This is a genomic window from Pseudomonas sp. 11/12A (assembly GCF_000800055.1).
GTDB classification, from domain to species: Bacteria; Pseudomonadota; Gammaproteobacteria; order Pseudomonadales; family Pseudomonadaceae; genus Aquipseudomonas; species Aquipseudomonas mohnii.
In genome coordinates this window covers 2,344,206-2,356,392 of record NZ_JUGV01000001.1, presented here as the reverse complement: position 1 = coordinate 2,356,392, position 12,187 = coordinate 2,344,206, and the positions used below count along the sequence as shown (strand labels likewise).

Annotated in this window: 13 protein-coding genes; 4 read left to right on the top strand and 9 right to left on the bottom strand. The window is 58.9% G+C overall.

Annotation, left to right across the window (positions count from 1 at the left end; translation table 11 throughout):
• Positions 1–4: 4 nt before the first annotated feature.
• From hpaI to GQ39_RS10800, 8 genes are all read right to left on the bottom strand, one after another.
• Positions 5–805, bottom strand: a complete 801-nt coding sequence (gene hpaI / locus GQ39_RS10835; protein ID WP_047529654.1) for a 4-hydroxy-2-oxoheptanedioate aldolase — start codon at positions 803–805, stop codon at positions 5–7.
• Positions 806–820: 15 nt separating this feature from the next.
• Positions 821–1,624 (bottom strand): 2-oxo-hept-4-ene-1,7-dioate hydratase, encoded by an 804-nt coding sequence (hpaH, locus tag GQ39_RS10830; protein ID WP_047529652.1) that lies wholly within the window; start codon positions 1,622–1,624, stop codon positions 821–823.
• 12 nt (positions 1,625–1,636) lie between these two features.
• Positions 1,637–2,941: an MFS transporter gene (locus tag GQ39_RS10825; protein ID WP_047529650.1), complete on the bottom strand. Its 1,305-nt coding sequence runs from the start codon at positions 2,939–2,941 to the stop codon at positions 1,637–1,639.
• Between the two features lie 51 nt (positions 2,942–2,992).
• Positions 2,993–3,385, bottom strand: coding sequence for a 5-carboxymethyl-2-hydroxymuconate isomerase (locus GQ39_RS10820; RefSeq protein WP_047529648.1), 393 nt, complete (start codon positions 3,383–3,385; stop codon positions 2,993–2,995).
• Positions 3,386–3,430: 45 nt separating this feature from the next.
• Complete coding sequence (gene hpaD, locus GQ39_RS10815) at positions 3,431–4,288, bottom strand: 3,4-dihydroxyphenylacetate 2,3-dioxygenase (RefSeq protein WP_047529646.1); 858 nt, start codon at positions 4,286–4,288, stop codon at positions 3,431–3,433.
• Positions 4,289–4,392: 104 nt separating this feature from the next.
• Positions 4,393–5,853 carry a 5-carboxymethyl-2-hydroxymuconate semialdehyde dehydrogenase gene (hpaE, locus tag GQ39_RS10810; protein WP_047529644.1) on the bottom strand — a complete coding sequence of 487 codons (1,461 nt, stop codon included), beginning with the start codon at positions 5,851–5,853 and terminating at the stop codon, positions 4,393–4,395.
• A 5-nt stretch (positions 5,854–5,858) separates the two neighbouring features.
• Entirely contained in the window at positions 5,859–6,629 is a 771-nt protein-coding gene (locus GQ39_RS10805) for a fumarylacetoacetate hydrolase family protein (protein ID WP_047529643.1), read from the bottom strand.
• An 11-nt stretch (positions 6,630–6,640) separates the two neighbouring features.
• Positions 6,641–7,300, bottom strand: a complete 660-nt coding sequence (locus GQ39_RS10800) for a fumarylacetoacetate hydrolase family protein (RefSeq protein WP_047529641.1) — start codon at positions 7,298–7,300, stop codon at positions 6,641–6,643.
• Positions 7,301–7,479: 179 nt separating this feature from the next.
• On the opposite strand from GQ39_RS10800, the gene hpaA reads away from it, so the two are divergent.
• From hpaA to GQ39_RS10780, 4 genes are all read left to right on the top strand, one after another.
• Positions 7,480–8,385, top strand: coding sequence for a 4-hydroxyphenylacetate catabolism regulatory protein HpaA (gene hpaA / locus GQ39_RS10795; protein ID WP_047529640.1), 906 nt, complete (start codon positions 7,480–7,482; stop codon positions 8,383–8,385).
• A gap of 249 nt (positions 8,386–8,634) precedes the next feature.
• Positions 8,635–9,057 (top strand): homoprotocatechuate degradation operon regulator HpaR, encoded by a 423-nt coding sequence (hpaR, locus tag GQ39_RS10790; protein ID WP_047529638.1) that lies wholly within the window; start codon positions 8,635–8,637, stop codon positions 9,055–9,057.
• A gap of 75 nt (positions 9,058–9,132) precedes the next feature.
• Positions 9,133–10,398 carry an MFS transporter gene (locus GQ39_RS10785; protein ID WP_047529637.1) on the top strand — a complete coding sequence of 422 codons (1,266 nt, stop codon included), beginning with the start codon at positions 9,133–9,135 and terminating at the stop codon, positions 10,396–10,398.
• A 48-nt stretch (positions 10,399–10,446) separates the two neighbouring features.
• Positions 10,447–10,890, top strand: a complete 444-nt coding sequence (locus GQ39_RS10780) for a GlcG/HbpS family heme-binding protein (RefSeq protein WP_047529636.1) — start codon at positions 10,447–10,449, stop codon at positions 10,888–10,890.
• A 57-nt stretch (positions 10,891–10,947) separates the two neighbouring features.
• On the opposite strand, the gene GQ39_RS10775 is transcribed toward GQ39_RS10780, so the two are convergent.
• Positions 10,948–12,177 carry an MFS transporter gene (locus GQ39_RS10775; protein ID WP_081997891.1) on the bottom strand — a complete coding sequence of 410 codons (1,230 nt, stop codon included), beginning with the start codon at positions 12,175–12,177 and terminating at the stop codon, positions 10,948–10,950.
• Positions 12,178–12,187 lie beyond the last annotated feature (10 nt).

Below are 12,187 nucleotides of genomic sequence, written 5' to 3'. Positions count from 1 at the left end.
GGAATCAGTACACGCCGCCGGAGCTGGTAGGTGCCGGAGCATCTTTGAAGGTGGCGGCGAGGGTTTGCAGGCCGCGCATCAATACGGTGGTGTCGACGCCGACAGCCACGAACGCCGCGCCCAATTCGATGTAACGCCTGGCCAGTTTCTGATCGGCGCTGAGAATGCCGGCCGCTTTGCCGGCTTTCTGGATGCGGGCGATGGCGTCCTCGATCGCGGCCTGAACGTCGGGATGGCCGGGATTGCCGCGAAAACCCATGGAGGCGCTCAAGTCCGCCGGGCCGATGAAGACCCCGTCGACACCCTCTACCGCCGCAATCGCGTCCAGATTGGCCAGGCCCTCTTGATTCTCTATCTGAACCAGCAGACACATTTGCTCATCGGCCTTGTCGAGGTAGCCGGGGATACTGTTCCAGCGCGATGCGCGGGCCAATGCACTGCCTACGCCGCGAACGCCGCTGGGTGGGTAGTGGATGGCTCGGACCAGTTCCCGTGCCTGTTCCGCGCTTTCGACCATGGGCACCAGCAACGTTTGCACGCCAATATCGAGTACTTGCTTGATCAATGCTGTATCGCCAATGACCGGGCGAATTACCGGATGGCTGGGGTAGGGCGCCACGGCCTGGAGCTGGCCGAGCATACCGCGCAGGTCGTTGGGCGCATGTTCGCCATCGATCAACAGCCAATCGAAACCGGCGTTGGCCGCCAGTTCTGCGCAGTACGGGTCGGCGAGCCCGAGCCAAAGACCGATCTGCGCTTCACCGCTTTGCAGGCGTAGCTTGAAGGTGTTAACAGGCATATCCATCGTGCGAGTCTCCGGTCAAACGAAACGACAGGCAATAGAGCCCAGCATGTCGTAATCAACATGGAAGGTATCGCCAGGGTTTGCGGCCACAGGACGGGTGAAGGAACCGCCCAGGATGATTTGTCCGGGTTGCAGAGTGACGTCGTAAGCCGCCAGTTTGTTGGCGAGCCAGGCCACACCCTTCGCCGGGTGATTGAGCACCGCGGCGGAGACACCGGATTCTTCGATTACGCCATTGCGGTAGAGCACGGCTGGCACTTTGCGCAAGTCGATCTCCGTCGGACGCACCGCGCGACCGCCCATGACCACGCCGGCGTTGGCGGCGTTGTCGGAGATGGTGTCGAACACTTGGCGAGTTGCCTTGGTTTGCGGGTCAACCTGCTGGATGCGCGCGTCGATGATTTCCAGCGCCGGGATCACCCATTCGGTGGCGTCCAACACATCAAAGACCGTCACGTTCGGGCCTTTCAGGGGTTTGCCCAGAATGAACGCCAGCTCGACTTCTACCCGCGGCACGATAAAACGTTCAAACGGAATGTCGGTGCCTTCGTCGAAGAACATGTCATCGAGAAGAGCGCCGTAATCCGGCTCGGTGATGTTGGACGACACCTGCATGGCCCGCGAGGTCAGGCCGATTTTGTGCCCGACCAGTTTTCTGCCGTCCTTGATTTTCTGCGCGACCCAAGCGCGTTGAATGGCGTACGCGTCTTCGATGGTGATAGCCGGATGATCCAGGGAAAACTGACGGACCTGCTCGCGCGAACGCTCGGCGTGCTCGAGGCGGGCGGCGGCTTGCTGAATGAGTTGTTGGTCAAGCATGACATTGATCTCTTACTGAGGGTTGACGATGGCGGCCTGGGTGCGCAGCACCAGAAAACCACCGAGTGCGATGAGAAGTGCCAGGACGTAAAGGGCCAGGCTGGCACTCTGGGTTGTGTCGCGCATCCAGCCGATCAGATAGGGCGCGAAAAACGATGCGATGCTTCCGAAGGAGCTGATCAGGGCAATGCCGGCGGCTTGGGTGTTGTTGGAAAGAAAGGCGGGCGGGAACTGCCAGAACATCGGCAACGCCGCGCTGGCCCCCATGCCGGCGAGGACCAAACCACTGAGCACCCACGTCGGGTTGGTGGGTGAGAGTCCGGCGACAGCGATACCGACAGCAGACATCAGCAAGGGAACGCAGAGGTGCCAACGTCGTTCACGCAGACGATCGGACGAACGCCCACAGCCGATCATAAAAAAGCAACCGGCCAGATAAGGCACGGCACTGAGCAGGCCGACCTTGCCGTCGCTGCCGATCCCTGCTCCGTGAATCAGCGTAGGCATCCAGAAGGCGAGGGTGTTGACCGCCAGCATCACCGCGAAATACACCGCCACCAGCAGCCACACCTGCGGGTTAGTGAGAATGGCCGATAGCGAGGTGATCGATTTGCGGTGTTCTTCTTTGTTCAGTTGCTCGCGCAGTTGTTGCTTCTGCTGCAAGGTCAGCCACTTGACCGTCTCGAAGCTGTCCGGCAAGCACTTGAGCACCACCAGCCCGAGCAGGATGACGGGCGTACCCTCGATGACGAACATCCATTGCCAGCCGCGCAGGCCGCCAAAATCATGAAAGTGTTCGAGGATGCCACCCGAGAGCGGGCCACCGATGACACCGGCCATCGGCACCGCGATTGCAAACAGTGCAGTTATTTGCGCTCGGCGGCCGGCCGGATACCAGCGGTTGAGAAACACCAGTATGCCCGGGAAAAAACCGGCCTCGGCCACCCCCAGCAAGAAGCGAAGGACATAGAACCCCATAGCACTGTCGATCAAAAACATGCAGGTCGACAACGCCCCCCAGACGACCATCAGCGTGGCAATCCAGCGTCTCGGGCCAACACGGTCCAGGGCCATGTTGCTGGGTACGCCAAACAGCGCGTAGGCGATGAAGAACAGACCGGCGCCAAGGCCATAGACCGTGTCGCTGAAATTCAAGTCGGCGCTCATCTGCATCTTCGCGAAGCCAATGTTGATGCGGTCGAGGTGAGCGAAGAGGTAGCAGATCAACAACAACGGCATCAGCCGCCAGGTGATGGTGCTGTGGGTTCGGTCGCGTGCGAGGGTGTTGAGGGTGTCGGCGGTATTGGCTGTGCTCATGGTTTTATACTTTTTGTCTGAGGGGCCGATGGAACGAACGGGCAGGCCGGGTTAGCGGGCTTGGGCTTTGAGGAAGGCGTGGACGTTGTTTTCCTTGAAGTTGAGTTGCTCGTGCAGTTCGATCATTTCGAATGACAAGGCCAGCAGGCGCTGAGCCTGAAGGTCGGCGAAGTGCCGGGTAATAACGTCGAAGAGTGTTTGCGCGACTTTCTGGCGCGTGGCCAGATCACGGCCATGACCGACCTTCAAGGTCATGTGGACGAAGGCGTAGTCATGCTTGCCGTCGGCCATGCGCCAGGTGTCCAGGCGCACGCCCCGGCTACGGATTCCACCCAGGGGGAACACGCCACTGTTACCCAGTGTTTCGTGGACTTTTTCGAACAGCCCGGGCAAGTCGGCTTGCTGTTCAATGTTGTCGGTGTACTCAGCAATGAAGTGGGGCATGAACGGCTCCTTGAGGCCGCGCGGGAGGGACGCGCGGCCGTACAGTCAAACAGGGAAAATGGCGTTGAGCTGGCCGGTGCCTGAACTACCGAAGGGTTCGGTAATGATTTCGGCGGGCTTGTCGTAATTCGGTCCGCCAAGCAAGCCGAGGAGCATGGCGGTGTCATGCATCTTGCCTTCGCCGAAACAGTGCTCGGCGTAGTCCGGGAGCATGGCGCAGAACTCTTTCCAGCGACCCTGGCGCCAGAGATTCACGACGTGCAGGTCGACTTGTTTGTCGAACTCACGGGTCCAGTTATGAATGTTGGCTTCGGCATCGCGATCATCGGAAAAGCGGTGCGACAGCGATCCGGACGCCAGCACGAGGACCTTGCGGTCACTCTTCTCGATGGCACGGCGTACGGCGGCGCCGAAGGTGAAGCTGTCTTGCAGGCGATGCCAGGCGCACCAGGCGGCAATCGAAACGACATTGAATTTCTGGTCTTGCGGTACTCCCATGTGCATATAGCGCATCGGCACCAGGGTTCCGTATTCCAGCTCAAGGCTGGGAATGTTGTGAGCCAGGGTGCGCACGTCGGCGGCGTTGGCCTCGGCGGCGATCAACTCGCCCAATTCAGGACAGCCCGGGTACTCGTACTCCATGTTTTTAATGAAGTGCGGTAATTCGTTGCTGGTGTAGATGCCTTTGAAATGCTCGCCACAGTTAACGTGGTAAGCGCTGTTGACCAGCCAGTGCACATCGAACACCACGGCAGTATCGGCACCCAGCTCACGGGCGCGACGACCGATTTCCTTATGCCCGGCAATGGCCGCTTCACGGCAGCCATGGTGTTTGCCGGGAAGCTCCGACAAGTACATCGAGGGGACGTGGCAGATTTTCGCGGCCAGGACGACTTCGCCCATGATGATTCTCCTGAAATTGTTGTTATGCGTTTAAATCCGACATTCAGCGAAGCCGCGACAGGCCGATGCGCGACCCTCGCGGACTTCAGCAATCGATAGGCCGGTTACAGTCCCCACCGGGGAATGTGATGGCTGCCCATCGAGATGCAGATGTTCTTGATCTCGGCGAACACTTCAAAGCTGTACTGGCCGCCTTCACGGCCCGTGCCGGAGCCTTTCACACCACCGAACGGCTGGCGCAGATCGCGCACGTTCTGGCTGTTGATGAACACCATGCCCGCTTCGATGCCATAGGCCAGGCGGTGCGCCTTGCCAATGTCCTGGGTCCAGATGTAGGACGCCAGGCCATACTCTGTGTCGTTGGCCAGTTGCAGGGCTTCGGCTTCATCCTTGAACGGGATCAGGCACACCACCGGGCCGAAGATCTCTTCCTGGGCAATGCGCATCTTGTTGTTGACGTCGGCGAACACAGTCGGCTGGATAAACTGGCCTTTGCTCAGGTGTGCAGGCAAGTTCGCCGGACGCTCAAGGCCGCCAGCGAGGAGGGTGGCGCCTTCTTCGATACCGATCTTGATGTAGCCGGTGACCTTGTCGTAATGGGCCTGGGTGATCATCGAGCCGACCTGGGTTTTCGGGTCTTGGGGGTCGCCGACGATCAAGCGTTTGGCGCGAGCGGCAAACTCGGCCACGAACTGCGGGTAAACGCTTTCCTGGATAAAAATCCGGCTGCCGGCGGTGCAACGTTCGCCGTTGAGCGAGAAGATGGTGAACAGCGCCGCGTCCAGGGCTCGCTCAAGGTCCGCATCTTCGAATATCAGCACCGGCGACTTGCCGCCCAGCTCCATGGAGTACTTTTTCAGGCCTGCGGTCTGCATGATTTTCTTGCCGGTGGCGGTGCCGCCGGTGAAGGAAATTGCGCGAACGTCCGGGTGCCGCACCAGGGCATCTCCTGCCGTCGCGCCATAGCCCTGAATAACGTTCAGTACACCCTTGGGAATGCCCGCTTCGACGGCCAGGCGACCCAGTTCGTTTGCGGTCAGCGGCGACAGCTCGGACATTTTCAGAACGGCGGTGTTGCCCAGCGCCAGGCACGGCGCGGTCTTCCAGGTGGCCGTCATGAACGGGACGTTCCAGGGCGAAACCAGGCCGCAAACACCTACCGGTTGATAGAGGGTGTAGTTGAGCATCTGGTCATCGACCGGGTAGCTGTGCCCGTCCATGCGCGTGCAGACTTCGGCAAAAAAGTCGAAGTTATGCGAAGCACGTGGAATCAATACATTTTTGGTCTGGTGAATTGGCAGGCCGGTATCGAGGGTTTCCAGTTCGGCCAGGTGCGGCACATTTTGCTCGATCAGTTCGCCAAGCTTACGCATCAGCCGGGCACGTTCCTTGGCTGGCGTGTTAGCCCACTTTGGAAACGCTTCCTTGGCTGCGGTCACCGCCTGAGCCACTTCATCGGCACCGCCGCTGGCGACCTCACCAATCGCTTCACCGGTGGCCGGGTTGTAATTGACGAACACATCTTTGCTTTCGACCTCGCGGCCGTTGATCCAGTGTTTGATCATGGTGCTCAAGCCTCTTTGTGCGCGGAGAAGAATTCCGCTTCGCTGACAATCCGATTGACCAGGCGACCTACACCTTCAACTTCCACGATGACTTCATCGCCCGGCACCACATCGGCCAGACCTTCAGGCGTGCCCGTGGCGATCATGTCGCCCGGCTGCAGGGTCATGAAGCTGGACAGGTATTCGATCAGGTAGGGGATGTCGAAAATCATGTCCCTGGTGCTGCCTTCCTGACGCAGTTCACCGTTGATCCAGGTGCGCAGCTTCAGGTTGCCCGGGTCCGGCACGTCGGCCACATCGACGATCCAAGGACCGACGGGGGTCGTGGCGTCGCGATTCTTCACCCGCAAGTTGGGCCGGTAGTAATTTTCCAGGTAGTCGCGGATCGCGTAGTCGTTGCACACGGTGTACCCGGCCAGGTACTCCAGGGCATTTTCACGCTTGACGTTGCGTGCCGGCTTGCCGATGACGGCAACGAGCTCACACTCGTAGTGCATGTACGCGACGTTGTCGGGGCGCCATGTCACCTGGTTGTGGCCGGTGTAAGTCCCCGGGGATTTGATGAATGCCAGCGGTTCGGTCGGCGGCTTGAATGCGAGTTCTGCGGCGTGGTCGGCATAGTTCAAACCCAGGGCAAACATGCTACCGGTCGCCGGTGGCAGCCATTGCACCTGATCTTCGGCCAGCAGGCGACCGTCAGCCAGGCGTACGGCGTTATTGTCTTCGACATGGGCGAGGTGGACTTCGCCTTCAAAGTGTATGCGGGCGTGTTTCATGGAGGCTCCTGTTACTCGGCCACGATGTGGTTGGCGAGGCGGCCCAGGCCGCTGATTTCGACTTCGACGGTGTCGCCCGGCTGCACATCGACGCGATCTTCCGGGGTTCCGGTGATCAGGACATCGCCTTCGTGCAGGGTCATGAACTCGCTGATTTCGGCGATCAGCAAAGGAATGTTGCGGACAAAGTTGGCCGTGGTGTTTTGCTGGCGAATCACGCCATTGACGTACAGCTTGATGGCCAGACTGTGTGGGTCGGCGAGTTGTGTGGTCGGGACCAGTTCGGGGCCGATGGCACAGAAACCATCACGGCATTTTGCTTTGACAGCAGGGCGGTAGTAGCTGTCTTCCGGCAGGCTGAATTCATTGACGATGGTGTAGCCGGCCACGTAAGCGAGTGCCTCGTCTGGACGGACCCGGCTGGCTGTCTTGCCGATCACAACCCCTAATGCTGGCCCAGGCTGCAGACGTTCGCCATTTCCCGGATGCACGACATCGGCACCGTGCTGATTGCGCGTGTTGGGCGTCTTGATGAACAGCACCGGTTTGATTGGCGGCTTCTGATAAGGCGGCTGTTCGAATTCGGCGAGGCGCTGTTTCAGCAGTCCCTGATAGTTCAACGCGACACCGAAAAGGGTGCCGGTCGCGACGTCATGCAAGGCACGGCTCATGCTTTTCTCCTGGCAGAGCCATGAGGGCTCTGTGATTTCGTTAATGTGTTAACAGTTATAATTAATATATTAACTATCGTCAAGCGTGGCAGACTGTCCGCACAGTGGTTGTGGGACCGATTTGGGTGCAGGATGAAAGCGACTGCGATGCGTGAATCAAGAAAAATGAGTAGTGTGCGATGACCGACCGTCAACCGATCCCGAACATCAACATTGGCCAGGTATACGATCAGCGTTATAGCGACGCTGAAGTCCATTACGACAAATTGGGTAACCTGGCGGGTTTCTTCGGCCGTAACATGCCGGTTCACCGGCATGACCGGTTCTTCCAGATTCACTACGTAAAAAGCGGAACAGTGCGGGTGTATCTGGATGATCAGCAATACGTTGAGTCCGGGCCGATGTTCTTCCTGACCCCCCCCACCGTCCCACACTCCTTTGTGACCGAGCCCGACAGCGACGGGCACGTGCTGACGGTGCGTCAGCAATTGGTATGGCAACTGATCGATGCCGATTCCAGCCTGGCGCCGGCCGGAGCGAAATTGCCGGCGGCGTGTGTCGCGCTGGCTCATTTGGGGCCGGAAGATGCCGGTGATGTCCGCCGCCTGGAATATCTGTTCGAGGAACTGAGCGAGGAGGTGATCGCTGAGCGTTCCGGGCGTAGCGCCGCCCTGGACAGTTTGACGCGATTGATCATGGTCAGCCTGTTGCGGCTGTGCTCCAACTCGTTGAAAGCCACGCCTGCCAGGCACGAGGATCTGAAAATATTCCATCGTTTCAATGAGCTGATCGAAGTCCACTATCAGCAGCACTGGCCATTGTCGCGTTACGCTGAAGGCATCGGGGTGACAGAAGCACGACTCAACGATGTATGCCGACGGATCGCCGACCTGCCTTCCAAGCGTTTGATCATGGAGCGGTTGATGCAGGAGGCCAAACGATTGCTGTTGTTCACGGGCAGCTCTGCGAACGAAATCTGCTACCAGCTCGGGTTCAAGGATCCGGCCTATTTCAGTCGTTTTTTCCAGCGCTATGCAAAGCTCACTCCGGGGGAGTACCGCCAGCGTCAATCGGGTTTGCGTTAAGCAGGGCATAGGTATTTTTGCGTCGGTCTTGTTGATCTTGTCCGGATCATCATGGCCACGGCCGCTGTTTGACAGAATGGCTTTTACGGGGAACGGATTGTACTTTTCACAGGCGCTGCCGCTGGGCGAGGTCCACTGGGGGCACGTTGTGAAAACGCTATCAAGCGAATAAACGAGTGTTGGTCCGCAGCTTGCCCCCGTTGGCTGGCGACACTAAGCTGCCGACTCGTCCATTCAAGTAGTTTCGTCATGGCCAACCCCAGACCTTCTTTGACATTGACCTTATTGCAAGCGCGCGAAGCCGCAATGGCCTTCTTCCGGCCTGCACTCAACAAACATGACCTGACTGAACAACAGTGGCGGATCATTCGGATACTGCGCCAGCAGGGTGAACTTGAAAGCCACCAACTTGCCGATCAGGCCTGCATTCTGAAACCGAGCATGACGGGTGTTTTGAGTCGCCTGGAACGTGATGGCCTGGTGCGTCGACACAAGTCCAGCCAGGATCAGCGTCGGGTGCTTGTGGCGCTCACCGAGCGCGGCCAGCAATGCTTTGTCTCCATGAGCGAAGGCATGGAAAGCAACTACCTTAAGATTGAGGAGCAGTTTGGTGCGGAAAAAATGGAGCAGCTAGTGGCGCTGCTCAATGACCTGAAAAATATCAAGCCTTGACGGCGGACTGATCACGCGAAGGGGTGATAATCAATTAACATGTGAACATTATTTGCCGCTGACGGAATCTCTGTCGTGAATGACTTCCAAGCACCTGCGTCGTCTCGTTGGCCGTACTCCATTCGGGCGCTGCGCCATCGCAACTTTCGCCTTTACTTCATTGGCCATGCGATTTCCACGCTGGGCACCTGGGTACAGATGGTGGCGCTGTCCTGGCTTGTCTACCGTCTTACAGGCTCCGCAGCCCTTCTGGGTATCACGACCTGCGCCAGTTTGTTGCCGCAGTTGCTGGTCGGCCCGATCGCCGGTGCATGGATTGATCGACATGATAAACGTCGACTGCTGTTGTTCACTCAGACGCTGCTGGGTATCCAGGCACTGCTATTGGCACTGCTGACCTACAGCGGCCATATTGGCGCCAACCTGATTGTCATCATGTCATTGGCACTGGGTGTGCTGAACGCCGTGGACACGCCGCTGCGCCAATCGCTGCTGAGCCGGTTTGTCGACAATGTCGAAGACCTGCCGAATGCCCTGGCATTGAATGCCACTCTATTCACTTGTTCTCGTTTTGTCGGTCCGCCGCTGGCCGGGTTACTGATCGGTATGGTCGGCGAGGCGGGTTGTTTTGCATTGAATGCACTGTCTTACGCTGCACTCATCTTCGGCCTGCTGGCCGTTCGCATGAGCGCAGGCGTGCGTGCCAACGGCACCATGGGCAACATCTTTCGCGAAGGCCTGGCCTACGCCCTTCAAACGCCGTCGGTGCGCGGCCTGATCCTGGGGGTATTGGTCGTAAACGTTAGCGCTTCCAGCTACGCCGTATTATTGCCGGTGTTCGCTCGCGATATCTTTTCCGGTGATGCCAGGACGCTGGGCTGGCTTTGGGGGGCCGCGGGATTCGGCTCACTGCTTTCGACGCTGCTGCTCGCCGGTCGCCAATCCGCCGAGCAACTGCAGCGTTTGATTATCCTCACAGCCGCATTCAGCGCTATCGCCTTGTTGGTGTTTGCGGCCAGCAACCACCTGGCGTTGTCGTTGGTTGCAATGGCCGTATTGGGTTTCGGCGTAACGATCAACAATGTCGGCACCAACATCCTGCTGCAAAGCCAGGCGCCGGAAGTGTTGCGTGGTCGGGTGGTGTCGATCTACACCTCGACACGCTTTGGCTTCGATGCGATTGGAGGCCTGATCGCCGGCCAGTTGGCCGCAAGGTTTGGTGGCCCCTGGGCAATGCAAATAGCCGGCACCTTCCTGTTGATTTACTGTGCGTGGCAATTGATTTCGCAGCGCATAACCGCTCGGCAGAGCGCTCAGGCAAATGACAGGGCGACACTCTGATCGGATAGACATAAACCTCAACGTATGCCCAAGAGACAAGGCCACAGCATGAACGAACTTGTACGACAGCAATCCACCATCACCCTGAGACTGGCCATGCAGGCGCTGCAATCGGCTTTGGACAGGGCCGAAGAAGAGCAAGTACGCATCAGCATCGTGGTCGTCGATGCTGGCGGGCAACCGATTCACAGCGCGCATATGGACATGGCGCCCAGGCAATCGCGGGATATCGCGCTGAACAAAGCGCTAACTGCCGCAGGGTTTGGCATTTCCACCAAGGCTTGGCAGGAGCGTCTGGAAAAATGCTCGGAAGGCGTCCGTCAGGGGTTACCGCTGCAGCGCAACATGGCGATGTTCGGTGGGGGAGAGCCCTTTTTGCATGATGGACAGGTGATTGGTGCCATTGGTGTTTCCGGCGCCTCCGAAACCATCGATGAGTGTTGTGCCCGCGCCGCCGTTGAACAGGTCCGAGCGCTGCTGATTTCATCCTGAAGTCAGCCTGGAAGCTGCTCGTGCTCTACGTGATGCTGTGCGAGATGGTCGATTAATTCAGCCGTGGGTGACTTCCTCTGTGCTGAAGCTGTTTTGCCGGGGCTCGAACGAACCGCTGTCGTCGTTGCGCTTGAGGCCCAGTGGCAGCAGAAATAGCGGCAACAGGTTGGCAACGATCAAGGTTGCAAAAAACGGCAGGCGCGAGGGCAGTGTGAACAGCGGGTAGAGCAGCACCGGGCCGAGAAACATCGACAGATAAAGTGCCTGTTCCGCGATGCCGCCGGCCCCCATCACATCGCCATTACGGGTCATCTTCGGGATACTGGTAAACACCCAGGCCACCACGAAACTGGTGAAAAAGCCCTGTATCACTTTTGCCCCAATCGCCCACTCGGCGCTTACACCCGGAATGAACACCAGGACTTCCAGGCCGACACCGATCAACGCGCTGGTCACCACACTTAACGGGCCAATCAAGCGCAGGTTGAGAATGAAGCCTGCGAACAGTCCAGCCACCACACTCGAGAGAATTCCGACAGTGGAAATCACCCCGATCGTCGCAGGTGCCACATTCAACACGTTAATCAGGTAGGTCGGCGTAATGGTAATCAGCCCCAGCGCCACGGTCAGCGGTGCGCCGACCGCGAGCGCCAGACGCAGCACCGACGGGTCGGCATAGATCCGGAACACCTGTGACAGCGGTTTGCGCTCCACGCGGTTGGCAAGGTTGATCGATGGCAGCAGCGGGGTGGCCAGCAACAGCAGTAACAGCACTACCGCATGCCCGCTGAACGCTATGCGCCATTCTTCATGAGCACCGCCGATATAGGGCGACACCGCGAAAATCGCGATCGCACCACCCAGTGGTGAAGCCACCGACCAGAACGCCAGGGCACTGGTGCGTCGTTTGCCCGCCGTGGTGTGGATCAACAGGGCCAACGCACTCAGCACCACGCAGATGTAGCCGGCGCCTTCGATCACTCGAAGAGTCAGCAATACGAAGAAGTTTTCGCTGCGGCTGGCGGCGTAGCTGGAGAGCGCCGCGACCAGTAACCCCGAGATAATCGCGCGCCGCTCGCCCACCCGCGCCACGGCCCAGTTGACAATGGGCGAGGCCAGGGCGGCGACGATGGCCACCGCCGAGACCACCCAACTGGCGTGAGAGGGGCTGACCGAATAGGCCTTGGCAATGTCGGCGATCAACAGAATGGTTTTGCCATGGCACGCCGCAATGATCACGGCGAATGCGAGGGTGAGAATAATCGAGGGCCAGCTACCGGCACGCATAGGAAAATCC

Bases quoted from the DNA above. Each gene is read 5' to 3' on its own strand.
- GQ39_RS10820 (WP_047529648.1), bottom strand. From the start codon at position 3,385: ATGCCCCACTTCATTGCTGAGTACACCGACAACATTGAACAGCAAGCC.
- GQ39_RS10805 (WP_047529643.1), bottom strand. From the start codon at position 6,629: ATGAAACACGCCCGCATACACTTTGAAGGCGAAGTCCACCTCGCCCAT.
- GQ39_RS10780 (WP_047529636.1), top strand. From the start codon at position 10,447: ATGAACGAACTTGTACGACAGCAATCCACCATCACCCTGAGACTGGCC.
- GQ39_RS10800 (WP_047529641.1), bottom strand. From the start codon at position 7,300: ATGAGCCGTGCCTTGCATGACGTCGCGACCGGCACCCTTTTCGGTGTC.
- GQ39_RS10825 (WP_047529650.1), bottom strand. From the start codon at position 2,941: ATGAGCACAGCCAATACCGCCGACACCCTCAACACCCTCGCACGCGAC.
- hpaI (WP_047529654.1), bottom strand. From the start codon at position 805: ATGGATATGCCTGTTAACACCTTCAAGCTACGCCTGCAAAGCGGTGAA.
- hpaH (WP_047529652.1), bottom strand. From the start codon at position 1,624: ATGCTTGACCAACAACTCATTCAGCAAGCCGCCGCCCGCCTCGAGCAC.
- hpaE (WP_047529644.1), bottom strand. From the start codon at position 5,853: ATGATCAAACACTGGATCAACGGCCGCGAGGTCGAAAGCAAAGATGTG.
- hpaA (WP_047529640.1), top strand. From the start codon at position 7,480: ATGACCGACCGTCAACCGATCCCGAACATCAACATTGGCCAGGTATAC.
- hpaR (WP_047529638.1), top strand. From the start codon at position 8,635: ATGGCCAACCCCAGACCTTCTTTGACATTGACCTTATTGCAAGCGCGC.
- hpaD (WP_047529646.1), bottom strand. From the start codon at position 4,288: ATGGGCGAAGTCGTCCTGGCCGCGAAAATCTGCCACGTCCCCTCGATG.
- GQ39_RS10775 (WP_081997891.1), bottom strand. From the start codon at position 12,177: ATGCGTGCCGGTAGCTGGCCCTCGATTATTCTCACCCTCGCATTCGCC.